Origin of the sequence: Leisingera thetidis, from assembly GCF_025857195.1 — a bacterium.
GTDB classification, from domain to species: Bacteria; Pseudomonadota; Alphaproteobacteria; order Rhodobacterales; family Rhodobacteraceae; genus Leisingera; species Leisingera thetidis.
On sequence record NZ_CP109787.1, the window covers coordinates 2544264 to 2570048 of the forward strand.

Annotated in this window: 25 protein-coding genes; 13 read left to right on the forward strand and 12 right to left on the reverse strand. The window is 66.8% G+C overall.

The genetic code is table 11. From position 1 onward, the window contains the following. Positions 1-364: 364 nt before the first annotated feature. The 3 genes from OKQ63_RS12205 to nthA are packed head-to-tail and all read right to left on the reverse strand — an operon-like array spanning position 365 to position 1982. Entirely contained in the window at positions 365-697 is a 333-nt protein-coding gene (locus OKQ63_RS12205; RefSeq protein ID WP_264210347.1) for a nitrile hydratase accessory protein, read from the reverse strand. Further along, entirely contained in the window at positions 694-1371 is a 678-nt protein-coding gene (gene nthB, locus OKQ63_RS12210) for a nitrile hydratase subunit beta (RefSeq protein WP_264210348.1), read from the reverse strand. The genes OKQ63_RS12205 and nthB overlap by 4 nt, the downstream gene beginning before the upstream one ends. Beyond that, a complete protein-coding gene (nthA, locus tag OKQ63_RS12215) occupies positions 1368-1982 on the reverse strand; it encodes a nitrile hydratase subunit alpha (RefSeq protein ID WP_264210349.1) in 615 nt (204 codons plus the stop codon). Before nthA ends, nthB begins: the two co-directional genes overlap by 4 nt. 175 nt (positions 1983-2157) lie before the next feature. Between nthA and secG the strand changes: the two genes are divergently transcribed. Beyond that, complete coding sequence (gene secG / locus OKQ63_RS12220) at positions 2158-2523, forward strand: preprotein translocase subunit SecG (protein ID WP_264210350.1); 366 nt, start codon at positions 2158-2160, stop codon at positions 2521-2523. Positions 2524-2683: 160 nt separating this feature from the next. Further along, positions 2684-4327 carry a CTP synthase gene (pyrG, locus tag OKQ63_RS12225; protein WP_264210351.1) on the forward strand — a complete coding sequence of 548 codons (1644 nt, stop codon included), beginning with the start codon at positions 2684-2686 and terminating at the stop codon, positions 4325-4327. Positions 4328-4495: 168 nt separating this feature from the next. Here pyrG and OKQ63_RS12230 read toward each other — a convergent pair whose 3' ends face one another. Next, complete coding sequence (locus OKQ63_RS12230; protein WP_264210352.1) at positions 4496-4876, reverse strand: DUF983 domain-containing protein; 381 nt, start codon at positions 4874-4876, stop codon at positions 4496-4498. A 165-nt stretch (positions 4877-5041) separates the two neighbouring features. Here OKQ63_RS12230 and OKQ63_RS12235 point away from each other — a divergent pair, with 165 nt between their 5' ends. Together OKQ63_RS12235 and OKQ63_RS12240 are read left to right on the forward strand one after the other, a co-directional pair. Further along, positions 5042-6412 (forward strand): aminotransferase-like domain-containing protein, encoded by a 1371-nt coding sequence (locus OKQ63_RS12235; RefSeq protein WP_264210353.1) that lies wholly within the window; start codon positions 5042-5044, stop codon positions 6410-6412. Positions 6413-6564: 152 nt separating this feature from the next. Then, complete coding sequence (locus OKQ63_RS12240) at positions 6565-7467, forward strand: fructose bisphosphate aldolase (RefSeq protein WP_264210354.1); 903 nt, start codon at positions 6565-6567, stop codon at positions 7465-7467. A gap of 68 nt (positions 7468-7535) precedes the next feature. Here the strand turns inward: OKQ63_RS12240 and OKQ63_RS12245 are convergent, their stop codons facing one another. From OKQ63_RS12245 to OKQ63_RS12260, 4 genes are all read right to left on the reverse strand, one after another. Next, positions 7536-7811 carry a hypothetical protein gene (locus tag OKQ63_RS12245; RefSeq protein WP_264210355.1) on the reverse strand — a complete coding sequence of 92 codons (276 nt, stop codon included), beginning with the start codon at positions 7809-7811 and terminating at the stop codon, positions 7536-7538. After that, positions 7808-8005, reverse strand: a complete 198-nt coding sequence (locus tag OKQ63_RS12250; protein WP_264210356.1) for a hypothetical protein — start codon at positions 8003-8005, stop codon at positions 7808-7810. Before OKQ63_RS12250 ends, OKQ63_RS12245 begins: the two co-directional genes overlap by 4 nt. A gap of 393 nt (positions 8006-8398) precedes the next feature. Beyond that, positions 8399-9184, reverse strand: a complete 786-nt coding sequence (locus tag OKQ63_RS12255; protein ID WP_264210357.1) for a crotonase/enoyl-CoA hydratase family protein — start codon at positions 9182-9184, stop codon at positions 8399-8401. A gap of 78 nt (positions 9185-9262) precedes the next feature. Beyond that, a complete protein-coding gene (locus OKQ63_RS12260) occupies positions 9263-10333 on the reverse strand; it encodes an SMP-30/gluconolactonase/LRE family protein (protein ID WP_264210358.1) in 1071 nt (356 codons plus the stop codon). Positions 10334-10427: 94 nt separating this feature from the next. Between OKQ63_RS12260 and OKQ63_RS12265 the strand changes: the two genes are divergently transcribed. Beyond that, positions 10428-11537 carry a pyridoxal phosphate-dependent aminotransferase gene (locus OKQ63_RS12265; protein ID WP_264210359.1) on the forward strand — a complete coding sequence of 370 codons (1110 nt, stop codon included), beginning with the start codon at positions 10428-10430 and terminating at the stop codon, positions 11535-11537. 91 nt (positions 11538-11628) lie between these two features. After that, on the forward strand, positions 11629-11823 hold the full coding sequence (locus OKQ63_RS12270; RefSeq protein ID WP_264210360.1) for a histidinol phosphate aminotransferase: 195 nt from the start codon (positions 11629-11631) through the stop codon (positions 11821-11823). Positions 11824-11853: 30 nt separating this feature from the next. Here the strand turns inward: OKQ63_RS12270 and OKQ63_RS12275 are convergent, their stop codons facing one another. After that, positions 11854-13062 (reverse strand): pyridoxal-phosphate-dependent aminotransferase family protein, encoded by a 1209-nt coding sequence (locus OKQ63_RS12275; RefSeq protein ID WP_264210361.1) that lies wholly within the window; start codon positions 13060-13062, stop codon positions 11854-11856. Positions 13063-13259: 197 nt separating this feature from the next. On the opposite strand from OKQ63_RS12275, the gene OKQ63_RS12280 reads away from it, so the two are divergent. After that, entirely contained in the window at positions 13260-15119 is a 1860-nt protein-coding gene (locus tag OKQ63_RS12280; protein WP_264210362.1) for an ABC transporter ATP-binding protein, read from the forward strand. An 82-nt stretch (positions 15120-15201) separates the two neighbouring features. Here OKQ63_RS12280 and OKQ63_RS12285 read toward each other — a convergent pair whose 3' ends face one another. Next, entirely contained in the window at positions 15202-15882 is a 681-nt protein-coding gene (locus OKQ63_RS12285; RefSeq protein ID WP_264210363.1) for a TIGR04283 family arsenosugar biosynthesis glycosyltransferase, read from the reverse strand. A gap of 88 nt (positions 15883-15970) precedes the next feature. Between OKQ63_RS12285 and ygfZ the strand changes: the two genes are divergently transcribed. The 3 genes from ygfZ to OKQ63_RS12300 all read left to right on the forward strand — a co-directional run bounded on the left by ygfZ (position 15971) and on the right by OKQ63_RS12300 (position 18134). Continuing rightward, the gene (gene ygfZ, locus OKQ63_RS12290; protein WP_264210364.1) at positions 15971-16705 is read left to right on the forward strand and encodes a CAF17-like 4Fe-4S cluster assembly/insertion protein YgfZ; all 735 of its coding nucleotides are present in this window, start codon (positions 15971-15973) and stop codon (positions 16703-16705) included. Beyond that, positions 16702-17505, forward strand: coding sequence for a fructosamine kinase family protein (locus tag OKQ63_RS12295; RefSeq protein WP_264210365.1), 804 nt, complete (start codon positions 16702-16704; stop codon positions 17503-17505). Before ygfZ ends, OKQ63_RS12295 begins: the two co-directional genes overlap by 4 nt. Positions 17506-17588: 83 nt before the next feature. Further along, the gene (locus OKQ63_RS12300) at positions 17589-18134 is read left to right on the forward strand and encodes a hypothetical protein (RefSeq protein ID WP_264210366.1); all 546 of its coding nucleotides are present in this window, start codon (positions 17589-17591) and stop codon (positions 18132-18134) included. A 219-nt stretch (positions 18135-18353) separates the two neighbouring features. On the opposite strand, the gene OKQ63_RS12305 is transcribed toward OKQ63_RS12300, so the two are convergent. Then, complete coding sequence (locus tag OKQ63_RS12305) at positions 18354-20624, reverse strand: hybrid sensor histidine kinase/response regulator (RefSeq protein ID WP_264210367.1); 2271 nt, start codon at positions 20622-20624, stop codon at positions 18354-18356. Between the two features lies 1 nt (position 20625). Next, positions 20626-21381, reverse strand: coding sequence for a substrate-binding periplasmic protein (locus tag OKQ63_RS12310; protein ID WP_264210368.1), 756 nt, complete (start codon positions 21379-21381; stop codon positions 20626-20628). Between the two features lie 323 nt (positions 21382-21704). Between OKQ63_RS12310 and OKQ63_RS12315 the strand changes: the two genes are divergently transcribed. The 3 genes from OKQ63_RS12315 to OKQ63_RS12325 all read left to right on the forward strand — a co-directional run bounded on the left by OKQ63_RS12315 (position 21705) and on the right by OKQ63_RS12325 (position 25781). After that, positions 21705-22676, forward strand: a complete 972-nt coding sequence (locus OKQ63_RS12315; RefSeq protein WP_264210369.1) for an ABC transporter substrate-binding protein — start codon at positions 21705-21707, stop codon at positions 22674-22676. Positions 22677-22751: 75 nt separating this feature from the next. Next, entirely contained in the window at positions 22752-23774 is a 1023-nt protein-coding gene (locus tag OKQ63_RS12320) for a quaternary amine ABC transporter ATP-binding protein (RefSeq protein ID WP_264210370.1), read from the forward strand. 3 nt (positions 23775-23777) lie between these two features. Further along, the gene (locus OKQ63_RS12325) at positions 23778-25781 is read left to right on the forward strand and encodes an ABC transporter permease (RefSeq protein WP_264210371.1); all 2004 of its coding nucleotides are present in this window, start codon (positions 23778-23780) and stop codon (positions 25779-25781) included. The last annotated feature ends 4 nt before the right edge of the window (positions 25782-25785 follow it).

The following is a 25785-nucleotide window of genomic DNA, read 5'->3' on the forward strand; positions in this document are numbered from 1 at the left end:
ACTGCGCCTTGTTCCGGGCAGCGGGGTGTTGCGCCCCCGGCGCACGCCCCCTTCACGCAATCCTCACGGCCTTATGCCATTCTCCCGGATGATCGCGATCCCCCGCCATGGCCCCGCGCGCGGGGCCATGATACGAGGCGCAGGCATCTGTGCGGCTGCCTGCGCACCACCCGGAGACCGGCCCTGATAAAAAGGGGGTCGTCCAAGCCAGCTTGTCCGAGCAGGCCCCCGGCGGGGCCTGTCCACCTCCACCCGGCGGCGCCGCCCCCTGAAACGGGACACAGCGCAAAAGCGGAACGCAACAACAGGCACGGCAAAGAAAACCGCCCCGGCCTCCCCGGCCCCGGCGGCCGGACCTGTGTGCTCAGCGGCGCAGCTGCACCGGCGCGCCATGCGGCGTGCTCAGATAGGCATCCTCCCAGCGGCGGCGCATCGCCTCGGCCTCCGCCGCAGGCACCGCCCCCTGTTCGGCCAGAAACATCTCCAGCGTTTCCAGCCAGGCGCGGAAATAATCCTCGCCGCCGTCCAGCTCCCGGCTCAGGCCATGCCGCTTCAGGGTTGCGGAAAACCGCTGCGCCCAGCCGGCCCAGCTGAACCGCCCGGCCTCGTTCAGATGCACGGTCAGCGCAAACACCTGCGCATGCCACGGCTCGGCAAAAACCGGCTCCGGCGCGGCACCCTCGGGACAATCGCTCATAACGGCTCCAGATAGCTCTGCCACAGGTCCAGCACCACCTCGTCGCCGGGATGCTCGGGATGCGCCCACAGCGCGCGGGCAAAGAAGCGCACCGCATAGAGCGGCTCCGGCGCCTCGCCCAGCCCGTGGGCATTGCTGTCGGGAAACACATGGGTGCCATGCAGCCGCAGGACATAGCCCTTGGCGCCGGCCGCGTATTTCGGCAGCCGTGTATGGCCGCCCGGGACCAGCGCGTTGTCGGCAGGGATTCGCGCCCGCACCGCCTGCCCGGCAGAAAACCGCGGCTTCGGCCCGCCCGTCCGCTCCGCCGGTCCGCCCCTGGCCAGCGCACCCGCGACGGTCTCCGCCTTCAAGGCCCGCTCCGCCAGCGCATGCAGCCCGGCGGGCCCCTTGCCTTCCAGATCCTCGCGCGTCAGCACGCCTTTCTCCACCAGCAGATCCGCCAGCGCCGAAATCCATTTTTCGTAATAGGAAAACCTTGTGTAATCCTTCGGCGAAAGCCGCTCCCGCGCGTGCCGCGAGGTGTCGATGTTCCACTGCCCCAGCGCGCCGCAGGCCAGCGTCACCGCCAGCGCCCGGGCGTGCCAGTCCTCGGCAAAGACCGGCGCGTCCTCTGCCCCGGGCACCACCGGCCCGTCGCCGAATCGCCCGCCCATGTCATGCACCCGGGTCATGCCGGCACCTTCGGCTGGCCGGTGCCGATCATGCTGTCGCGGGTGACCAGCGCCGCCAGCTCCTCCTCGCCCAGCCCCTCCGTGCCTTCGGGCCGCAGCGGCAGCACCAGATAGCGGACCTCGGCGGTCGAATCCCAGACCCGCACGGCGCAGTCCCCGGGCAGCGTCACGCCGAAGTCCGCCAGCACCTTGCGCGGCTCGCGCACCGCGCGGGCGCGGTAGGCGTCGGATTTGTACCAGCCCGGCGGAATGCCCAGCAAAGGCCACGGGTAGCAGCTGCACAAGGTGCACACGACCATGTTGTGGCGCTGGGGCGTGTTTTCCACCACCACCATATGCTCGCCCTGCCGCCCGTAATAGCCCAGCTCCGCCAGCACCGGGTCCGCATCCGCCAGCAGCGCTGCCTTGAATTCCGGGTCGCTCCAGGCGCGGGCCACCACCCTTGCGCCGTTCTGCGGGCCGATCCGGTTCTGGTAGGTGTCGATGATCTCCTCCAGCGCGGCCGGGTCGATCAGGCCTTTTTCGGTGAGAATCGTCTCCAGCGCCTTCACCCGCAGGGCAGGATCGGGCGGCAGAAGGGCGTGCGGGCTGTCGGGGTGATCATGCGGCATGCCCCATGCTGCGCCGCTGCGGGCGGCCCTGTCCAGTCACGTTTCATGATGCAGGCAATCACGGTGCGTGACCTCCCCGGCAGCTTGTGCGCCAAGCCTGCAAACTCCGCCCTTGCCCCCCCGGGCAATCTTGCCTATTTACCGCCCGATACTCAGCCAACCGCCGCAGGGACCCATGGAAAACGTTGTTCTCATCATCCATCTTCTTCTGGCTCTCGGCCTCATTGCCGTGGTTCTGCTGCAGCGCTCCGAGGGCGGCGGTCTGGGCATGGGCGGCGGCGGCGGCGGTGCCGTCTCGGGCCGCGCCGCAGCCACCGCGCTCAGCAGGCTGACCTGGATCCTGGCGATTGCCTTCATCTGCACCTCGATCACCCTGACCGTCCTTGCCGCGCAGAAATCCGCGGGCTCCTCGGTCACCGACCGGATCGTCGCGCCGCAGAGCGAACAGGACGGCACCCCGGCGGTTCCGGCCCCGCTGGGCAGCGATCTGCTGCCGCCGAGCGAAGGCGACAATGCGCCGCTGGTTCCCAGCGCCGACTGATCCACTACACCTTGACGGGTTTTCAGGGGCCGCAACAGCATCTTGCGGTTCCCTTGCGCTTATTGTGCGAATCCTTTATATATGAAGTCCCGTGGTGCTGCGGTTTTTTGGACCGCCGGGCAGCTAGATTCTGACTTCTCACGGGGGCAGCCGAACACTCATGGCGCGTTTTATCTTCATCACTGGCGGTGTTGTTTCATCTCTGGGCAAAGGCCTGGCTTCGGCAGCGCTGGGGGCGCTTCTGCAGGCCCGCGGCTACTCCGTCCGCCTGCGCAAGCTGGACCCCTATCTGAACGTCGATCCGGGCACCATGAGCCCGTTCGAGCACGGCGAGGTCTTCGTCACCGACGACGGCGCCGAGACCGACCTCGACCTCGGCCACTACGAGCGCTTCACCGGGGTGCCGGCCCGCAAGACCGACTCGATCTCTTCGGGCCGGATCTACACCAACGTGCTGGAGAAGGAGCGCCGCGGCGACTACCTCGGCAAGACCATCCAGGTCATTCCGCACGTCACCAACGAAATCAAGGACTTCATCTCGATCGGCGAGGATGAGGTCGACTTCATGCTCTGCGAGATCGGCGGCACCGTCGGCGACATCGAGGGCCTGCCCTTCTTCGAGGCGATCCGCCAGTTCGCCCAGGACAAGCCGCGCGGCGAATGCATCTTCATGCACCTGACCCTGCTGCCCTACATCAAGGCAAGCGGCGAGCTGAAGACCAAGCCGACCCAGCACTCCGTCAAGGAGCTGCGCTCGATCGGTCTGGCGCCCGACATCCTGGTCTGCCGCTCCGAGGGCCCGATCCCGAAGAAGGAGCGCGAGAAGCTGGCGCTGTTCTGCAACGTGCGCCCCGACTCGGTGATCGCCGCGCAGGACCTGAAATCGATCTACGAGGCGCCGCTGGCCTATCACCGCGAGGGCCTGGACCAGGCGGTTCTGGATGCCTTCGGCATCGCCCCTGCCCCCAAGCCCAACCTGGAGCGCTGGGAAGATGTGGCCGACCGCATCTACAACCCCGAAGGCGAGGTGAAGGTGGCCATCGTCGGCAAGTACACCCAGCTGGAAGACGCCTATAAGTCGATCGCCGAGGCGCTGACCCACGGCGGCATGTCGAACCGGGTGAAGGTGAAGATCGAATGGGTCGACGCCGAGCTGTTCGACAAGGAAGACGCCGACCCGTATCTGCAGGGCTTCCATGCGATCCTGGTGCCCGGCGGTTTCGGCGAGCGCGGCACCGAGGGCAAGATCAAGGCGGCGCAATACGCCCGCGAGAACAAGGTGCCCTATCTGGGCATCTGCCTGGGCATGCAGATGGCGGTGATCGAAGCCGCGCGCAACGTCGCGGGCATTGCCGAGGCGGGCTCCGAGGAATTCGACCACGAGGCCGGCAAGAAGCGGTTCGAGCCGGTGGTCTACCACCTCAAGGAATGGGTGCAGGGCAACCACAAGGTCAGCCGCAAGGCGGATGACGACAAGGGCGGCACCATGCGCCTTGGCGCCTATGACGCGGCGCTGCAGGACGGCTCCAGGGTCGCCGGGGTTTACGGCAGCACCCATATCGAGGAACGCCACCGCCACCGTTACGAGGTGGACATCAAGTACCGCGAGAAGCTGGAAGAATGCGGCCTGAACTTCTCGGGCATGTCGCCGGACGGCCGCCTGCCGGAGATCGTCGAGTGGACGGACCACCCGTGGTTCATCGGCGTGCAGTTCCACCCGGAGCTGAAGTCCAAACCGTTTGCGCCGCATCCCCTGTTCGACGATTTCGTGCGCGCGGCCAAGGACGCCTCGCGGCTGGTCTGACGGCCTTCGCGGCTGGCGGGCCCTCCCGCCCGTCGCCTGCTCAGGACACCTGAGCGGCTCCCGTTGGGCCCGGCGCCGCCAAGGCGGCGCTGGGAGAAACCGGAAAAAGGCGGGCCAATGGCCCGCCTTTTGCATTCTGGCCGATTGGCCGATTGCCCCCCGGCCTGCTCAGAAGCCGTGCATCCGCTTGGCCCATTGATAGGCCACCACCAGCCCCTTCATCCGCGGCAGCATCAGCAGCGAGGCCCCGACCGTGATCACCGACATGATAATTGCAAGGGTCCAGGGATCCGGGCGCATCTGGGTGTAGACGATGTGCAGCGCAAAACCGAGGATGTGGCCGACCACCAGGATGGTCAGATAGGCCGGACCGTCGTCGGCGCGCTGGTGGTGCAGCTCCTGGCCGCACTCGCTGCAGCCGTCGTTCACCTTCAGGTAGCTGTGCAGCAGCCTGCCGCCGCCGCAGTTCGGGCAGCGCAGCCGCAGCCCTTTCAGCAAGGCAGGCTTCAGCGCCCGCGGCTCCTCTTCCACTAGATCAATCCCGGTCATCGCGGCGTCTCCTTGGGTTTGCCGCCTGATACAGCGATTCCATGATTGAATGCAAACAATATGCCATCATTTATGTTGCATTAATGGCCCTGCTCTGACATTGAACCAATCAATCACGACACACTGCGCCGCTCCCCGGCAGCGCGCCACCCGGAGATGCTGCAGATGAAACAGTGGACTCCCGCCCGCCTGGACAGCGGCAAGCCCCGCTACCTGGAAATCGCCGAGGCGATCAGATCCGACATCGACGCGGGCGTGCTGTCGCCCGGCGACCGGCTGCCGCCGCAGCGGCGGGTGGCGCAGGATCTGGGCGTCGATTTCTCCACCGTGTCGCGGGGATACGCGGAAGCGGTGCGGCGCGGCTACATCGAGAGCTTTGTCGGCCGCGGCACCTTTGTCCGGCCGCCGGAGGCGCTGCCGGAACGCCCCGACCCGCGCCGCGCACTGGAGGAAGACCCGATGATGAACATGCCGCCGGAGCCGGACGATCCGGCGCTGCTGGCGCGGATGCGGCAGGGGCTGGAGCATGTCTCGGCCAACCTGCTGCCGCTGCTGCGGTATCAGTCGGTGACCGGCAGCCCGCAGGACCGTGCCATCGCGGCAGGCTGGATGCAGGCCAACGGGCTGACCTGCGCGCCGGAGCGGCTGGTGATCACGCCGGGGGCGCATGCGAGCCTTTATGCGATCCTGACGGTTCTGTGCGAGCCCGGCGCAACCGTGCTGTGCGAGGAGGTGACCTATCCCGGGCTGCGCTCCATCGCGGCGCGGCAGGGGATCCGGCTGGCGGGGCTTGCCGCCGACACCCACGGCATCCTGCCGGAAGCGCTGGAGAAGGCCATCACCGGCCACGGGCCGGCCGCGCTGTACCTCAATCCGACGCTGCAGAACCCGACCACCCGCACCCTGCCGGCCAAGCGGCGGCAGGAGATTGCCGCGGTGCTGCGGAAACATGCCCTGCCGCTGATCGAGGATGACGCCTACTGCTTTGTCGACAATGGCGCGCCGCAGCCGGTCAGCAGCCTGATCCCCGATCTGGGCTGGCATATCGCGGGCCTCTCCAAATGCTTTGGCGCCGGGCTGCGGCTGGCCTATACCACGGTGCCGCAACGCGCCCTGCTGGGCCAGTTCAGCCAGGCCCTGCGGTCGATGCATGTGATGGTGTCGCCCTTGAACCTGGCGCTGCTGGGCCGCTGGATCGAGGATGGCACCGCGGCGGACCTCCAGCGCTTCATCCGCAAGGCCGCCGCGGAACGGCAGGCGCTGGCCGGTGCCGTGCTGCAGGGCTGCTTCGCCGAGAGCGACCCGCTGGCCTTCAGCCTGTGGCTCACCCTGCCGCGCGGCACCAGCCGGGCCGAGGTGATGGGCCGCATGGCAGGCCGCCAGATCGGCATCATGCCCAGCGATGCCTTCACCGTCTCCGGCCTGCCGGAGGAGGCGGTGCGGGTGTGCCTGGGCGGGCCGATCGGGCTGGAGGAGCTGCGCGAGGACCTGATTGCCCTGAACGACGCGGTCACCCGCAAGGACTGGCTGGGGTAGCGGAGATCCGGGCGGGCGGCGCTTTGCCATCCGCAAACTGCCGCCGGCCGCCGCAAATCCTGCTTCCGTTAGCGCAACACCCCGTTGTTTCCCGGCGGATTCGCGCTATAGACAGCGCCAAGACAGACCATTCCCAAGAAGAGTGACGCATTATGGCAAAAGACGCTTCCGTACAGCAGGCACAACTCGACCGTATCGCCTCCGGCCAAGGCTTCATTGCGGCGCTGGACCAGTCGGGCGGTTCGACCCCGAAGGCGCTGGCGCTTTACGGCGTGAACCAGGACGCCTATTCGAACGACGACGAGATGTTCGCCGAGATCCACAAGATGCGCACCCGCATCATCACCTCGCCGAGCTTCACCAGGGACCGCATCCTGGGCGCGATCCTGTTCGAGAAGACCATGGACGGCGAGATCGAAGGCACGCCGGTCGCGGATTACCTGTGGAACAGCTGCGGCGTGGTGCCGTTCCTGAAGGTCGACAAGGGCCTGGCGGATGAGCAGAACGGCGTGCAGATGATGAAGCCGATGCCGGAGCTGGACGCGCTGCTGGCGCGCGCAGTCGGCAAGGGCATCTTCGGCACCAAGATGCGCTCGGTCATCAAGGACGCCAATGCCGCAGGCATCAAGGCGGTTGTGGCACAGCAGTTCGAGGTCGGCAAGCAGATCGTCGCGGCCGGCCTGGTGCCGATCATCGAGCCGGAAGTCGACATCCACTCCGCCACCAAGGCCGAGGCCGAGGAGCTGCTGAAGGCGGAGATCCTGGCGCAGCTGAACGCCCTGCCCGCGGACAGCAAGGTGGCGCTGAAGCTGACCATCCCGGTGAAGCCGGGCCTGTATGACGAGCTGGCCGGCCACGCCAATGTGGTGCGGGTGGTGGCGCTGTCGGGCGGCTACAGCACCGATGACGCCTGCGCGCGCCTGGCGCAGAACCCCAGGATGATCGCCTCTTTCAGCCGTGCCCTGACCGAGGGGCTGAATGTGGCGATGTCCGATGAGGAATATGACGCCGCCCTCGGCGCCAACATCTCCAAGATCTACGACGCCTCGCTGTAAGGCGGATCGGATCCGGGTCTGAACAGGGCCGCGCCTGGCACCGGGCGCGGCCTTTTCTGTGCTGCGGCTCAGCGGCCGGAGCGGCCGGCGCAGCAGACCGCGAGAACCAGCCCCGCACCGCTGAGAAACGGCAGCCAGAAAAAGCGCAAGGCGGTCAGGGTGAACCAGCCGGGCTGGGCTTCGGGCGCCTGGCCCGCGCCGCCAAGCCAGGACCAGAACACCAGCGCCGAGGCGGAGATCAGGATGCCGCTGAGGGCGAGCAGCCAGCGGGCCGAGCTAGGCATGGCCGCCTCGGCCGGCGCGTGCCGTTCCGCCGCCCGGCTGGCGGCAAGCCACCCGCTCACGCCGCCTGGGTCAGCGAGGGCCGCAACCCGGTGCTGCTGACCCGGTTTTCATTCGACGCGAGGTAGCGCTGCGCCTCCTCGCGGTCCCCGAAGCTGAGCGCCTCATCGTAAAAATAGGTGATCCGGTCCCCGGTCCGGGACAGCAGGGCGCCGCTTTCAAACAGGATAAACCACTTCTTCTGCACCAGTTGCATCAGCCTCTCTCCTTTCTGAAGACCGGGTCCGGAGCTGGGTCTGCCCGGGCCGGTTCCATTGCCTTTCCTGAGGGTGCAAACGGCCGATCCGGGACTCTGTCAGGCCTCCCGGCAGCTGTTTTCCAGGTGCGGTTCCAGCCCCTGCTGCGCCCTCCTGAAGGCAGATTTCGCCCCCATGTGTTGCCAAAAGGTTAACGGGGCTTTCTGCAGGTTTTGCGCGGCATCATTCTGCCGGCGGGCGGCGGTTTCCCGCTTGCATCGGCGGAATTGCGGAAAATTTGGCGAAAAACCGCTCTTGCGGAATCCGGCAGCGCCCGGAACGGGGCGCGCCCTGTCCGGGCGCGGCCTCCGGCGGGGGTATTGCGGACCGGAAAGACACGGCCCGGGCGTGGGTTAAGGGAATTCCGGCGTGCGTTTCATCAGCCCCGCGGCAACCGCCTCCATCTGCTCCGCGGTGCCAATGAGCTCTGCCTGTTCGGCGCTTTCGGCCAGCAGCACACCGGCCTCGGCCGCGCCGCTTTCGGCATATCCGATCAGCCGTTTGGCGGCGCGGATCGCCGCGGGGCTTTGCGCCGCGATTGCGGTGGCCAGCTCATTGGCGCGGCAGAGCGGGTTGCCGGCCAGTTCGGTCACCAGGCCCCAGTCCAGCGCCTGCCCGGCGTCGATTTTCTCTGCCGTGTAGGTGAGGCGGCGCAGCACGTCGGAGCGCAGCAGCCGCGGCAGCAGCGCCATGCCGCCCATGTCGGGGATCAGCCCCCATTTCATTTCCATCACCGACAGCTGCGCCTCGGGGTGGGCAACCCGGATGTCGGCGCCCAGCGCAATCTGCAGGCCGCCGCCGAAACAGGCGCCGTGGAGGGCGGCGATCACCGGCACCGGCACCCGGCGCCAGACCATCGCCACCTCCTGAAAGGCGTTGGCGTCACCGTGGGTGCGCTCCATGATCAGGCTGCCGGGGTCCTGCTGCGCCAACCCCGCCATCGCCGCCATGTCGAGACCTGCGCAGAAGCTTTTGCCGGCCCCTGACAGCACCACCGCGCGGGCATCGGAGGCGGCGACCTCCTGCCCGGCCGCGATGATTGCCCCGATCATCTCCTCGTCCAGCGCGTTGTGCTTGTCCGGGCGGGCTAGCGTGACATAGGCGATGCGGTCCTTGTAGCCGGTGGTGACTCTGGCCATGGTTTCTTCCCTGCTGCTGATATCCGGCCAGCCTGCACCGGATCCGCGGCCGGATGCCAGCACAACGTGAGGGCAGGCTCAGGGCCGGGCCGCCAGCGGCATCCGCGCGAACCACGGGGAATCGAGGGTCATCACATAAAGCTGCCCGTCCGCCACCCTGCCGCCAGTGGTGATGCCGAGGCGGCCGTCCGGGTCCTGCAGGGTGCGCAGGATGCGGCCCTGCCCGTCGAACTGCATCAGCATGCCGCGGCGGACCGGCGCCGGGCGCACCATTGGCCCCAGCCGCCAGACCGCCTTGCGCAAGGCGGGATAGGGCATCAGTTTTTCCGACGGCACCCGCGGGCTGGCAAAGGCGAGCCAGTAGCTGCCGTCGCCCTGGGCCTCGAGATTGTCGGGGTAGCCGGGGAGGTTATCGAGGAACACCTCGCGCTCGCCTGCCCTGCCGCCCTTGAGCCAGAGCCGGTGGACGCGGGCGCGGCCGGTTTCGCTGATCAGCAGGAAATCCTCATCCGGCGACAGCGCGAGGCCGTTGGTGTAGACGAAGCCTTCGGCGATCTTCTCGACGGTGCCGTCCGGCCGCAAGCGCGCGACGTAGCCGGTGTCCGACTGCTCCCAGATGGTCAGGATCGAGGTGGGCTTGGTGCCGCCCAGCAGCTCCGGGTCGAACCGGTCGGTGGAGTTGGAGAAATAAACCGTGCCGTCGCGCGCCACGTCGAGCTGGTTGGCATAGACGATGGGGGCGCCGCCGATGCTGCCGGCCAGCACCTGCAGCGTGCCGGGGCCGGACCAGCGCAGGATGCCGCGGAAGCTGTCGGCAATGTAGAGCGCCCCGTCCGGCCCCGCCCTGAGCCCCAGCGGGCGGCCGCCGAGGCGGTCCTCCAGCACCGGCGCCGGGCCGTCGATGCGGTAGAGATTGCCTGCCAGGCTGGTGGTGTAGATGCGGCCGTCCGGCAGCTCCGCCAGATCCTCGGGGCCGGTTTCGCCCTCGGGCAGCCGGACCGGCTCTGCCGCGTCGAGGGCGCGGTTTGCGGCATAGGCGCCGGTGAACCCCGGTGCCGCGGGCGGGTCATAGGCGACCGGGTCCACCGGCACCGGCCAGAACAGCAGATAGGCCAGGGCGGCGGCCGGCAGAACAAACAGAATGCGCATGTGAAAATCTCCCGCAATATCGCAGCCTTCTTCCGCCGGACCGGCCCGCAACGCAAGCCTTGCCCGCGGGCGGAGGTTGCGGTTATCTGCCGCCATGACTGGACCCCGCTATACCCCGCTCGCGCAATCGCTGCCCGCCACCGTGCCGTTTGTCGGCCCCGAAACCCAGGAGCGCGCCCGCGGCGAAGCCTTTGCCGCCCGGCTGGGCGCGAACGAGAATATCTTCGGCCCCTCCCCCAGGGCCATCGAGGCGATGGCCCGGTCGGCGGCGGAAATCTGGAAATACGGCGATGCGCAAAGCCATGATCTGCGCCTCGCGCTGGCCGCCCACCACGGGACCGCACCGGAGAACATCCTGGTCGGCGAGGGCATCGACGGGCTGCTGGGCTGCCTGGTGCGGCTGCTGGTCGGGCCGGGCGATGCGGTGGTGACATCGATCGGGGCCTATCCGACCTTCAACTACCATGTTGCAGGGTTCGGCGGGGTGCTGCACGCGGTGCCCTACAGGGACGACCGGGAGGATATCGGGGCGCTGTTTGCCAAGGCGGCAGAGGCGGATGCCAAGATCGTCTACCTGGCCAATCCCGACAACCCGATGGGCAGCTGGCATCCCGGCGCGGACATCGCCGCGGCGCTGGACCGCCTGCCGGAGGGCTGCCTGCTGCTGCTGGACGAGGCCTATGTGGAATGCGCGCCGGACGGCACCGCAGCACCGGTCAGCGCCGATGATCCGCGGCTGATCCGGATGCGGACCTTTTCCAAGGCCTACGGCATGGCGGGCGCGCGGATCGGCTATGCGATCGGCCATCCGGAGCTGATTGCCGCCTTCAACAAGGTGCGCAACCATTTCGGCGTGAACCGCGCCGCCCAGGCCGGGGCGCTGGCGGCGCTGCAGGACCGGGAGTGGCTGGCGCGGGTGCAGGCGCAGATCGCAGGCGCGCGGGCGCGGATTGCGGAAATCGCGGCAGAGAACGGCCTCGCCGCCCTGCCCTCGGCCGCCAATTTCGTGGCCATCGACTGCGGCGGCGGCGGCGGGTTTGCCAAGGCGGTGCTGGACTCGCTGGTGGCCCAGGGGATCTTTGTGCGGATGCCCTTTGCGGCGCCGCAGAACCGCTGCATCCGGGTCAGCTGCGGCCCGGCCGCCGAGCTGGACGCTTTTGCCGCCGCATTGCCCGCAGCCCTGTCGGCGGCGCGGGCCGGCTGAAACCTGCCGGCCGCCGCCGGATCGCAGCAGTTTTACCAGACATTCACCACTCCCGGCCTACTATTTATGCGTAGTACCCCGGAGAAATGTCATGCGTGAACCTGAACTGCCGGACGGCATGCCGGACTTTTTCACTGCCGCCATCACTTTTGCCGGTATCAACCTGATGTGGATCTTCTTCGTGATCTGGGTGATGTACGGACTGGTGCCTGTTCTGGTGCTGGCCGTGCTGATCAACCATCTGATCACCAGGCTGGACATCCGGCTGAATTCGCAGAAAGCGTGACGGCGCCGTCCTGCTGCAAGGGGCGGGCCGCTACCGGCCTGCCAGTGCCATTGCAGCAGCTTCCAGCGCGCCCGGCCCATGCGGAATGTTCAAGGCTTCGAGGCCGGTTTCGATACCGCCCAGAAGCCCCATCACCATATGGCCGTTGACATGGCCCATATGGCCGATCCGGAAAAACCCGTGCCAGCCGCTGCTGCCGGCCGGTGCCATGCCCAGGCCGATGCCAAGAGTCAGGCCCAGATTCCGTTCCAGCCAGTGGCGCAGCTCGGTGCCGAGCGGCGATCCGATATGCAGGGCGGTGACCGCGTTGGAGCGCAGCCGCCGGTCCGGCACATTCATCCGCAGCGGGCCATCCGCGCCCCAGGCCTCGCAGGCGGCCCAGATGGCGCGGGCCAGATGCGCGTGGCGGGCCCAGACATTTTCGATGCCTTCGGCGTGGATCATGCCGAGCGCGGCGCGCAGCCCGTACAGGTGGTGGGTGGGCGCGGTGCCGCCGAAATACTGGTAGAACTCGTCCGGGCTGGCGCGCGGCGCCCAGTCCCAGTAGCGGCTGACCCGCGGCAGCGCCGCCCGCGCCGCCGCCGCCCTGCCGTTGAAGAACACAAAGCTGAGCCCCGGCGGCACCATCAGCCCCTTCTGGCTGGCGGAGACCATCACATCCACCCCCCAGGCGTCCATCTCGAACCGCTCGCAGCCGAGCGAGGCGATGCAGTCGGCCAGCAGCAGCGCCGGGTGGCCGGCCGCGTCCAGCGCCCGGCGCAGCGCCGCCACGTCGTTGCGGATCGAGCTGGAGGTGTCCACATGCACCCCCAGCACCGCCTTGATGCGGTGCTCCCGGTCGGCGGCCAGCCGTTCGGCGATCCGGTCCATGTCCCAGGGCGCATGGGGGCCGAAGTCGAGGATCTCCGCGTCGATCCCCAGCGCTTCGGCCATTTCCGACCAGCCGATGGCAAAGCGCCCGGACGCGGGCACCAGCACCCGGTCGCCCGGCTGCAGCGTGTTCTGCAGCGCCGCCTCCCAGGCGCCGTGGCCGTTGGCGATGTAGATCGCCGCGTCATGCTGCGTGCGGGCCACTTGGCGCAGATCGGGGATCAGGGCGGCGGTCATTTCAACCAGTTCGCCCGCGTAGATGTTGGGCGACGGCCGGTGCATCGCCTGCAGCACCTGGTCCGGCACCACCGACGGGCCGGGTATCGCCAGATAGGGCCGCCCGGCCGCCATGTTCCCTGATCCGCTCATGGCTGATGCCCCCTGCAGCGCGGGGCGCGCCGCGGTTGATCCATGGCGCCACAGTAGCCGGCCGCCCCGCGGCGTCAATTCCACGCGCCGCAGCGTCACGGCGAATTGCTTGCACCGGGGGGCGCAGCTGCTTAAATGGCGCAGGCATGTCAGAAAAGGCTTATAATGACCCGCATTCCCTGCCGGACCCTCCCCGCATGAGCAAGCCGCATAAATCCTCCCGCGAGCTGTTCGGCTGGCTGTGGCGCGGCTACCTGCGCCATTACATCGGGCTGCTGGGCGTTGCCGTGGTCTTCATGCTGCTGGAAGGCGCCACCATGGGCGCGCTTGGCTACATGATGCAGCCGATGTTCGATCTGGTGTTTGTCGCCGGCAACTCGGACGCGCTGGTCTGGGTCAGCCTGGCGTTTCTGGCGATCTTCACGCTGCGGGGGATTTCCAGCGTCACCCAGAAAGTGCTGCTGAGCAAGGTCTCGCAGACCTCGGCGGCGCATCTGCGCAAGGACATGCTGGCGCGGCTGATCCGCCAGGACCCGGCGTTCCACCAGCAGCATCCGCCGGGGCTGCTGATCCAGCGGGTGCAGTCGGATGTCTATGCCATCAACGCGGTCTGGCAGGCGGTGATCACCGGTGCCGGGCGCGATCTGGTGGCGCTGGTGGCGGTGCTGGGGGTGGCGTTCAGCATCGACTGGCGCTGGACCCTGATCCTGCTGATCGGGGTGCCGGTGCTCTTGCTGCCGATCTCCACCATCCAGCGCTATGTGCGCAAGAAGGCGTCGCGGGCGCGCGATCTGGGCGCCGATCTGGCGACCCGGCTGGACGAGATTTTCCACGGCATCGTGCCGGTCAAGCTGAACCGGCTGGAGGAATACCAGGTCCGCCGGTTCTCGGAGCGCACCGATGAATTTGTCCGCTCCGAGGTGAAGGCGGCGTTCGGCACCTCGTCGATCTCGGGCATGACCGACATCATGGCGGGTGTCGGTTTCATGGCGGTGCTGCTTTATGGCGGCAACGAGATCATTGCCGGCGACAAGACCGTCGGCCAGTTCATGAGCTTCTTCACCTCGATCGGGCTGTCGTTCGAGCCGATGCGGCGGCTGGCCAATATCTCCGGCGTGTGGCAGGGGGCGGCGGCGGCGCTGGAGCGGATCAAGGAGCTGCTGGATGAGCCGATCCTGCTCAACGAGCCGGAACACCCCAAGCCGGCGCCGGAGGGGCTGCCGGCCATCCGCCTGCACGGCGTCGAGCTGAGCTATGGCGATGCAAAGATCCTGAACGGGCTGTCGCTGGAGGCCGAGGCGGGCCGGACCACCGCGCTGGTGGGCGCCTCCGGGGCGGGCAAGTCGACGATTTTCAACCTGCTCACGCGGATGGTGGATCCGCAGGCAGGTTCCGTCTCCGTGGGCGGCGTCGAGGTCACCGATCTGAACACCGCCGACCTGCGCAGCCTGTTTTCGGTGGTGACGCAGGACGCGATGCTGTTCGACGAAACCCTGCGCGAGAACATCGTGCTGGGCCGCACGGATGTGAGCGACGAGGAGCTGCAGGCGGCGCTGGACGCCTCGCATGTGGCGGATTTCCTGCCCAAGCTGGAGCACGGGCTGGAAACCCGGGTGGGGCCGCGCGGCTCGGCCCTGTCGGGCGGCCAGCGGCAGCGGGTGGTGATCGCCCGCGCGCTGCTGCGCAACACGCCGGTGCTGCTGCTGGACGAGGCCACCTCGGCGCTGGATGCGCAATCCGAGAAAGTGGTGCAGCAGGCGCTGGACAAGCTGGCGGGCGGCCGCACCACGCTGGTGATTGCGCACCGGCTGTCGACCATCCGCAACGCCGACAAGATTTTGGTGATGGACCGCGGCCGGGTGGTGGACCAGGGCAGCCACGACGAGCTGCTGGCGCGCGGCGGCATCTATGCCGACCTCTACCGGCTGCAGTTCCAGGACGGCAAGACGGTGGTGGACACCGCAGGCATAGCGGCGCAGGCGCGGCAGGTGCCGGGCGGAACAAGAAGCGGCAGGAAACGCTGGTTCCGCCGCTTTGCCCGCATGGTGTTCGGGTAGCTCCGCCGAGACCGGCGCCGGTCCGCGCCGCCGCCCCGGCGGGTGCCTGCGGCGCAGCGGCGGGCGGGCGCTGCCTGCGCGGTTATTTGCGGTAGGCCGCCGCCAGTTTCTCGGGGTCTGCGCCCGAAAAATACCGCATCAGCGTCCACAGGTTGCGCGCCCCGCGCCGGATCCAGCCCGCCCGCTGATAGCGCGCCGCACCGGTCAGCGCGGCGCAGGGCAGCGCCGTCAGCCCCGCGAGGCGGCGCACCAGCGCCACGTCCTCCATCAGCGGCTGGTCCGGGTAGCCGCCCGCAGCCTCGTAATCGGCGCGCCGCACCAGCAGGCCCTGATCGCCATAGGGCAGCGCGAACAGCCGCGCCCGCAGGTTGGCCCAGCCGGCGACCCAGCCGGGCATCAGCCCGCGGGCCCGGAACCGCAGACGGAAATAGGCGGGACGACCCTGCCCTTCCTGCAGGTGCCGCGCCACCGCTGCGGCCCAGCCGGGCTCCAGACGGGTGTCGGCATGCAGCACCAGCAGCCACTCTCCGCGCGCCGCCGCACAGCCCCGGCGCAGCTGGCCGCCGCGCGAGGCCGGGCCGCTGATCCATTCGGCCCCGGCCGCCTGGGCGATGGCGCGGGTTTCATCGGCGGAGCCGCCGTCGCTGATCACCAGCTCACGGATCAGCCCGGCGCCCAGCCCTTCCATCAGGTGCTCAAGGCAGCCGGGCAGCTCATCGGCGGCGTTCAGGGCGGGAATGACGATGCTGACCGGTGCGGGCATGAGGCGATCCAGTGCGGATTTGCTGTTTTCTTCCAGCCTGCTTTCTATATCACTGGGCGCAGCAGTAAAACGGCTTTGGGAGAACCACATGAGCGACCGCGCCATCCTGCGCCTGACCGGCACCGATGCCATGAGCTTCCTGCAGGGGCTGGTGACCAGCAATGTGAACAAGCTGGCCGGCGGGCTGGTCTATACCGCGCTGCTGACGCCGCAGGGCAAGTATCTGGCCGATTTCTTTCTGGTGCCGGACGGCGATGCGGTGCTGCTGGACGTGGCGGCGCCGCTGGCCGGGGATCTGCTGAAGCGCCTGAACATGTACCGGCTGCGCGCCGATGTGCAGGTGGCGCAGACAGAGCTGCAGGTCCGGCGCGGCACCGGCACGGCGCCGGAGGGCGCCCATGCCGATCCGCGCCATCCGGATATGGGCTGGCGCCTGTACGGGGCTGAAGGCGGCGATGACGGCAGCGATTGGGACGCCATCCGGGTGGCCCATTGCATCCCGGAAACCGGCATCGAGCTGGGGCCCGACACCTATATCCTCGAGGCCGGCTTTGAGCGGCTGGGCGGCGTCGATTTCCGCAAGGGCTGTTATGTCGGCCAGGAGGTGACCGCGCGGATGAAGCACAAGACAGAGCTGCGCAAGGGGTTCCGCACCGTGGCGGTCGAGGGCGCCGCGCCGGCAGGCACCGAAATCACCGCGGACGGCAAGCCGGTCGGCACGCTGTTCACCCAGGCGGGCGGCAGGGGCATAGCCTATCTGCGGCTGGACCGCGCCAAGGGGGAGATGCTGGCCGGGGAGGCCCGGGTCGCCCTGCAGCCGTGAGCGGCCTGGCGGACACGGTTTTTTCCCTGCTCGGCGCCGGGATATCGCGCGCCCGGCCGCTGCATGGCGGCGATCTGTCCGAGGTGCAGCTGCTGGAGCTGGAGGACGGCCGCCGGGCGGCGGCGAAGACCGGTCCGCTGGCGCTGCGGGAAGCCGCGATGCTGCAAGCCATCCGCGCAGCGGGCGCCCCCGCGCCGGAAGTGCTGGGCGCCGCAGACGGTGTGCTGCTGCTGCAGGCGCTGGAGGAAACCCGCGCCAGCCCGGCAGGCTGGCAGGCCCTGGGCCGGGCCCTGCAGCACTTGCACGCCGCCGAAGGGCCGCGCTACGGCTGGCCCGAGGATTATGCATTTGGCCCGGTGGCGATCCCCAACGCGCCTGCCGGGGACTGGCCGGCCTTCTGGGCCGCGCGCCGCCTGCTGGCGGCACCGGAGGCGCTGCCCCGCGATCTGCGGCTGCGGGTCGAGGCGCTTGCGGCGCGGCTGCCGGAGCTGCTGCCCGCCGCGCCTGCCGCCGTTCTGCTGCACGGCGACCTGTGGACCGGCAACGTGCTGTTCAGCGGCCCGGACGCCTATCTGATCGATCCGGCCTGCTATTACGGCCACGGCGAGGCCGACCTGGCGATGCTGCATCTGTTCGGCACGCCGCCGGCGGAATTCCAGGCGGCCTATGGCGCACCGGAGCCGGGCCATGAACAGCGCCGCCTGATCTACCAGCTGTGGCCCGCGCTGGTGCATCTGCGGCTGTTCGGCGCCAGCTACCGGGGCATGGCGGAGAGCCGGCTGGATGCACTGGGCTTCTGACAAGAAACTGTTCATCCCCTTGCCCTAGGGTTGCGGCCGGAACTGCCGCACTGTTGGCGGCGGGCGATTGCAAAGGAAGATTGATGCGTTGGATTATTGCACTGGCAGCCGGCGGTCTGGCAGCTGCGCCTGCCCAGGCGGATTATTGGAACTACAAGGACTGGCATGTCACCACCGAGCGGCATGAATCAGCCGAGGACAGCCACCTGACCTGCCGTGCGCGCACCGGCGGCGATGGCGATCCGCTGCTGGCGGTGGAGGTGTTCTCCGGCGATGCCGGCCCGCCCGCGTTTTACCCGATGGCCAAGGTGGAGGAATACGCGCCCCGGCATTACCAGACGGTTCTGCAGCAGGGCGGCACGGTGGATTTCATCTTCGATTTCGACCGCACCGTCTCGATCGCGGCCGGCGTCAGCGCCCGGATCAATGACGAGGGCCTCGCCGAAGCCGAAACCGCGCTGAGGTTCCAGGACCACCTGCCGATGCTGCAGATGATGAAACAGGGCCGCTGGGTCGAGATCTGGAGCGGCAATGACATGCTCTACGAGGCCTCGCTCAGCGGGTTTGCCGCCGCCTATGGCAAGATGATGGATGAATGCGGCTTCAGCCTGGAGCTGCCCGCGGGCTGAGCCCCTGCGCTCCGCCCGCCATCCCGCGCAAAGCCCGGGCCCGGTTGCCCGGAACCGGGGGCGCGGGGTCCCTGCCGAAGCGGCATGGCAAGGGGCGGGGGCCAGCCCGCGGCCTGGACGGCCTGCACCCGCCATTCTGCGGGCAGCGGCCGGACGGCGCGCCTTCAGAGCCGGCTTGCCGAATTCATTGTCAAACGGCGGCAGGCAAGACTTCGCAGATCAGCGGGCGCCGGCCTTGTTCCCGCAGATGCGCTGCACGGTTTCAATCAGCTCGCCGCGGAAAAAGGGTTTGGTGAGAACGGCATCTATCTTCAGCTTTCTGGCCTGGTCATGCACGTCAGGCGTTTTCATGCCGCTGTAAATTATCACTGGCAGCTCCGGACAGGCGGCGCGGATCTTGGCGGCCAGCTCAACTCCGGTCATTCCCGGCATCGAGTAGTCCGTCATCAGCAGCTCATATTTTTCCGGGCAGCGCTGGAAGTGCTGCCAGGCTGCGGCAGGGTCTGAAAACGTCTCGACTTCAGCAAACAGCCCGGCCAGCGCGTGTTCGGTGAGGTCGATCAGCTGCTGTTCGTCATCGACAAGCAGGACGGTCCGGAACCTGCGTTCCGCGGCGCCGGGCGCGTGTTTCTCGGCACGGGGAGAGGCAGGCAGCGCATCGCGGCAGACAGGCAGGTATATGCTGAAGCAGCTTCCGCGTCCTGGCGCGCTGCTGACGGACAGATGGCCGCCGTGGCTGGTGATGATGCTGTGCGCCAGTGTGAGGCCCAGCCCGTGCCCGGTGCCCTTGGTGGTGAAAAAGCCATCGAAAATCCGTTTTGCCGTTTCTTCATCCATGCCGCAACCAGTGTCCGAGATGGTGAGTTTCAGAAGATCGGCGTGATCAGCCAGGGTTGGCACGGCGTCCTCCCCGCCGGTGCAGTGCGACAGGATCACATTGATTTTCCCGCCGTCAGGCATGGCGTCGGCGGCATTCAGAAGGATGTTGGTCACAACCTGGCTGATTTGGACAGGGTCGGCATAGATGGCCAGAGAACCGGCAAGATTGGTGAATTCGACAGCTGTCGCGGCGGGTGCCGTTTCCCGGAACTGGTCTATGCAGGTGCCGGCAAGCTCTGCTGCGGGAATGCCGCTGCGGTGCTTGCTGGAGGGGCTGGAGAAGCTGAGGATCTGCTTGACCAGCGCCCGTCCCCGCGAGCCGGCCTCAAGCGTGCGGGCGACGTATTTCTGGGCGCTGCTGTCGGGGGGTATCAGGTCCGAGGCGATTTCGGCGGCCCCGATGGCAATCCCCAGAATATTGTTGAAATCATGCGCGATCCCGCCGGCCATCGTGCCGACGGCCTCCATTTTCTGGGATTGCGCCAGTTGCCGTTCCAGCAGGTCCCTTTCCCGCTGCATGGCTTTCCGGTGGGAAATGTCCCGCAGCTGCAAGACATAGAAGTTCTCCTGGCCCGTCCTGACACTGGAAATGGTAGCTTCGGCCGGAAACGCCGGCCGGTGCGGCGAAACCAGATCCGCCTCCTTGCGCCGGCCAACCATGCCATCCGAAAATGCCTCCATGAACCCGTCAAAGGCAGCTGCGGCCTCGGGCGCCTGTCCCTCCAGCCAGATCACGGTCTGGAACGGCCGGCCGACGGCGTTCTCCTTGGACACTGCAAAAGTTTTCTCGGCCGCCGGGTTGAACTGGACGATCCGGCCTGTATCGGAAATCGTGACCAGGCAATCCAGCGTGCTGTCGATCACCGCCCGTTTCAGCGCCTCGCTGTCCTGCAATTCCTGCCGCTGGGTTTCGACCTGGGCGAAATTGTCCCTGAGCGCCCGCCGCATGGCATCGAAGGAACTTCCGAGCCTGCCGACCTCGCCCCAGCCGGATGTGTCGACCTTGGAATCAAGCACGCCCTCGGCCACCGACTGCGCGTTCATCGCCAGCGACCGCAGCGGACGGATGACCTTGCGCTGCAGAAACAACAGGATCACAAGCAGGCTCACTGCGAACTGCGCTACCGCCGCCAGCAGAATCCGCTGCTCCTCGGCTTCCAGAACCGCCTCCATCCTTGCTGTGCTCATCTCGACAACCACAAAGGCGATCTTCTCGTCGCCCCGGTAGATGGCCTTCTGCATCAGCAGGGGCCTGCCGACCGTGCTGCGCCGGGAAGGCTCGCTGGCTTGAAGGAAGCGCGGAATAAGCTCCGTGTAGACCGTGATGTCCACGACGCGCTCATCGCTCATGACGGCATTCAGAAGCGGCCGCGCCGCTTCGGCGTCCAGGTTCCAGGTCGAGGAAACCAGACCGGACGCCAGAACATCCGTGACTTCGCTCAGGTGCTGGCGAAGTTCATTCAGCAGCGCCTCCTTGCGTTCGGTGTGGGTATGAAAGGCCAGCAGGGAAATCGGAACGGTCAGGCCGATCACAAGCACCAGAAACAGGGACCATTGCAGCGAAAAGCCGGCAAAGAACGACCCGGTGCTGCGGGCGAGCTGCTTGATCATGTCAGGGCTCCTGCTCCAAGCCGTATTTGCGGCGCAAGGCGTCCAGGCGGCCGCTGCGGGCCAGCTGCGACATGCCGATGTCGAACAGGGCCGCATAGCGGCGGGAGTTGCGGGCGGCCGGCGAAAAGGCCACATAGACTTCGACCGGGGCGCCGACCGCGATCAGCCGGATCTGCTCCGACACCCCCTGCCGGCCGGCGAGATAGCTGAGGACCGCCTGATGTCCAAGCAGGGCGTCAATGCGGCCCGCAAGCAGTTTCCGCAGACCAAGTGCGCCGGCGTTGCTCTGGAAAACAAGGTCTATCCGCCGCAGGTCGTTTGCATGCCGGGTCAGGTACCGGTCAATTTCGCCGGTGAAATTGTAGCCATGTTCGGCACTGACAAGAATGCCGTCAAAGGATTCGACCCCCTGGTAGCTGAAACCGCTTGCCGCGCGCACCGCGATAACGGGCTGCACCCTGGCCAGCGGCGTGGCGGGAATGACATAGCGCGCGACACCCTGCGGTGCTGCGCCGATGAGGCCGTCGAACATGCCCATCCTGGATTCCCGCAAGGCGCGGTTCCGGGGACGGTTTTCATATCGGATGCTGTGGCCTGAGTAGGCGAAGGCCTCGGTCAGCACCTCGACCATGTAGCCGGGCTGCTCACTTCCGGTTTCGCAGTTGTAGGGGCACCATTCGTTGCTGCGTATGGTGATGACATCCGCAAGTGCGGGCCCAGGCAGGACAGCGGCCGCAACGATTGCTATGCTGTGCAACAGCCGGATGAGCGGGTTTGGACTCGTCTGATCTATCTAGGCCTCCTGGCTGCCGGGCGGGACGGCGTCTGCAGCGCCTGCGGCAGGCGGCCCTTGGGTCCGGTCGGCAAAGGCGGCCTTCCAGGCACCGCGGCTGCGGCATGCACCAAGGCTAGCGTTCCTTCCCGGCATCCGCCAACTCATTCCGCCGGCATTGTTTCAACTGAAATATTTCGAAATCCGATTTCAATGGAACTGAGCCCCGCGGCCAAGTGAAATGAGGGGGCAACGGCCGCAGTCAAAAGAATGGCCGCCATCGGACGCAAAATGACAGAGAGGAAGCCATGTTCAAACTGATGACACAGCGCGTGATGAGGAAGGGCATTTTGTGCGGCATTCTGATGGGATCGACAGCGCTTGCAGCGATGCCGCCCGCCTATGCCGGCTCGGCCGAGCCGATCAAAATCGTCGAAAACAACTGGACCAGCCAGCTTGTGCTGTCGCGGATTACCGGCGCGCTTCTGGAAAAGGCCGGCTACAGCGTCGAATACAAGCCGGCTGACAACCAGCTGCAGTTCGTGGCCATCGGCAATGGCGACATGCATGTTCAGGTCGAGGTCTGGGAAGGCACCCACCGGACATCGTTCCAGCGCCAGCTTGATGCGGGCCGCATGGTCGATGCGGGAAGCCACGATGCTGTCACGCGCGAAGACTGGTGGTACCCGGCCTATATGGAGAAGACCTGCCCCGGCCTGCCCGATTACGAGGCGCTGAACAAATGCGCGGAAGCCTTTGCCACCCCGGAAACGGCACCCAAGGGACGCTATCTGGGCGGCCCGATCGACTGGGAAAAGCCCGACCCCGAGCGGATCGAAGCGCTGGGGCTGGATTTCGATGTGGTCAACGCCGGCCAGGCCTCGACGCTTTGGGCGGAACTCGACGCTGCATACCGGCGCGAAGAACCGATCGTGCTGTTCAACTGGACCCCGAACTGGGTGGAGGCGCGGTATGACGGCAAGTTCATCGAATTCCCCGAGCATGACGCCAAATGCGAAACCGATCCCGCCTGGGGATCGAATCCCGAGCTGACCCATGACTGCGGCAATCCGCGGGCCGGCTGGCTCAAGAAGGGGGTCTGGTCGGGCATGGAAGACGAATGGCCCGGCGCATACGAAATCATCCAGAACCTCAACTTCACCAACGAGCATATCGCCCAGGCGGCGGCCATGGTCGATGTGGACGGGTTGAAGCCGGAGGAAGCCGCCGAGCAGTGGATCAGGGAAAACGAAAACGTCTGGAGCGCCTGGCTGAACTGATCCGACCCTGAAAGCCGGGCCGGGCAGCTCAGGTTGCCCGGCCTTTTATTGCGAAACCGAAAGAACGGGTCCGGGATGAACAGCACAGCAAAAATATCATGCCGCGGATTGTGGAAAGTCTTCGGCCCTGACCCTCGGGGATTTCTGCGGCGGCACGGCCATACCCCTGACCCTGGCGACTATGCGGCCACCAAGCATGTGGGGGCTGTTCAGGATGTTTCCTTTGACGTCTGCGAAGGCGAAATCCTGGTGATCATGGGCCTGAGCGGATCCGGCAAGTCGACCTTGATCCGGTGCCTCACGCGGCTGATCGAGCCGACCGAAGGGCAGCTGGACTTCGAAAACCGCGACCTTCTGCAGCTGAGCAAGCGCGAGCACATCGAATTGCGCCGCAAAAAACTGGGCATGGTGTTTCAGCACTTCGGGCTGCTTCCGCACCGGACAACGCTGGAAAACGTAGCGTTTCCGCTGGAAATTCAAGATGTTGCGCAGGAGGAAAGAAACGCCTGTGCCAGAAAATACCTGGCGCTGGTCGGATTGGACGGCAAGGAGGACTTCTATCCGCGCGAACTGTCGGGCGGGCAGAAACAGCGCGTGGGCATTGCGCGCTCTTTGACGACCGATCCCGAAATCTGGTTCCTGGACGAACCGTTCTCGGCGCTTGACCCGCTGATCCGGCGCGAGCTGCAGGACGAGTTTCTCAAGCTGCAGCGGCGCTTGCGGAAAACCATCATCTTCATCACGCATGACTTCTCAGAGGCGCTCCGGCTGGCGGACCGCATTGCCATCATGCGGGACGGGCGGATTGTCCAGCTGGACACGCCGGAAATGATCGTCGCCCGCCCGGCTGACGAATATGTCGCGAAATTCGGCGCCGATGCTCCGAAGGAGGCCGTCCTTTCGGCCGGTGCAATTGCCGATCCGCAGCTGCCGGACGTGCTGCCCGCCCGGCAGGTCCGCGCGCACCAGAAACTGTCCGAAATCATCCCGCAAATGCTGATGGATGGCGAAAGCCGCGTGGTTCTCGACAGGGACAACCTGCCTGCAGGCATCCTCACCAAGGAACGCCTCCTGTCTGCCGTCTTCAGAGGAAACTGAACCATGACGACCGTGAACACCAATGCCGCCCGCTCCTCCGGCGGCGCAAGCGGGAACTCCCTGCCCTTTGCAATGGGCCTGCGCTGCTTGCATTTGGCGCTGGCCGCCGCGGCGGTGATTGCCGCCGGCTACCTCATGAACACTCTGTTTGCCTGGGCGCGGGAGTACCCGGAGTCCTGGGTCATGCCTCTGAGCAGGTATATTTCCGCTTTCTTCGACTGGCTCGGCTATGAGGCGGATTTCGGCCTGTTCACCTTCCGCGAATTGACCCGCGCCGTTTCGCAGGTGCTGGAGTGGCCTCTTGCCTTCACCGAAGGCCTGCTGGTTTCCGGTTTCGGCGGCGTGCCGCTGCTGCCGCTGCCCTGGGTGACGGTCACGCTGATCTTCTCGACTGCCGGGCTGCTTCTTGGCGGCCGGCGGCTGGCTGCAATCCTGCTTGGGTGCTTCGCCTTTCTGGCGGTCTTCGGCGTCTGGGAACCCGCGATGGACTCGTTTTCGCTGGTGCTGGTCATTGTCCCGTTTGCCGCGCTGCTGGGCATCGCCGCGGGCGTTGTGCTGGCCGGGGCGCCGCGGCTGGAGCGGGTGCTCTCGCCGGTGCTGGATGTGATGCAGAGCACGCCGCATTTCGCCTACCTGGCCCCGATTGTCGTGCTGTTCGGGTTCGGTCAGGTGCCTGCGCTGATTGCCACCGTGATCTTTGCCGCCCCGCCGATGATCCGCTGCACGCTGGTCGGTCTGCGGTCGGTGTCGCCGGAGCTGATCGAATGCGGCCGGATGGCCGGCTGCACCAAGTGGCAGCTTCTTGCCAAGGTGCGTTTCCCCGCCGCCGCCGCAACGCTGCTGCTGGGCCTGAACCAGGTCATCATGCAGACCCTGGCAATGGTGGTGATTGCCTCCCTTATCGGGGCGTCCGGTCTGGGCCACAACCTGCTGATTGCACTGAATTCCCTGAAGCTCGGCACCGCTCTGGAACTTGGGGTTGCCATTGTCGTGCTGGCCGTCGCGCTGGACCGGCTCAGCCTGGCGGCCTCACGCTATGATCCCTATAAGCGCGGCGAACAGACACGCCGCCGCGGCATCCTTCTTCTTGCCGTTGGCCTGTGCGCCGCAACGGCTGCCGCCGCGCCCTTTGCCGAGGGCCTGCACCGTTATCCGGCGGCCTATGCAGTTACATCCGCACCGTTCTGGGATGCTGTCGTCATCTATGTTTCGGATGAATGGTATGACGGGCTGCAGGCGTTCAAGAATGTCCTGCTGAGCTATGTTCTCATCCCCAGCCGCAATGCGCTGCTCTGGCTGCCCTGGCCCGTTGTCATCGCCCTTGTTGGCCTGACCGGATACCGCGTCGGAGGCCGGAAACTGGCTGCAACGGTTGCCGCGCTGGCTGCCTTCCCGCTGGTCACCGGGTTCTGGGTGCCAACCATGATCACGCTTTACATGATCGCCATGGCGGTGGCTGTCAGCATCGTGATCGGCCTGACGGTGGGCCTGCTCGCCTCGCGCAGCGAACGGCTGTCGGGTTTCATCCTGCTGATCTGCGACACGCTGCAGACCTTCCCGTCCTTTGTCTACCTCATCCCCGTTGTCATGCTGTTCAAGGTGGGTGACGTGGCGGCCATCACCGCGGTCATCGCCTATGCCACGGTGCCGATGATCCGCTACACCAACCTTGGCCTGCGGCGGGTGTCGGCCCAGACCAAGGAAGCGGCCGAGGCAATCGGCTGCACCAGGCGGCAACTGCTGTGGAAGGTCGAGCTGCCGCTGGCGCTGCCGGAAATCATGCTGGGGATCAACCAGACCATCATGATGGGCCTGTTCATGGTCGCGATTGCCGCGCTGGTCGGAACCAAGGACCTGGGCCAGCAGATCGCCCGGGCGCTGTCGGATGGCGACACCGGGCGCGGGCTGATCGCAGGGCTGTGCATTGCCAGCCTTGGCATCATCGCCGACCGGATCCTGCGCACCTGGAGCCGCAAGCGCAGCGAAGCGCTTGGCCTCACCGGCTGACGCA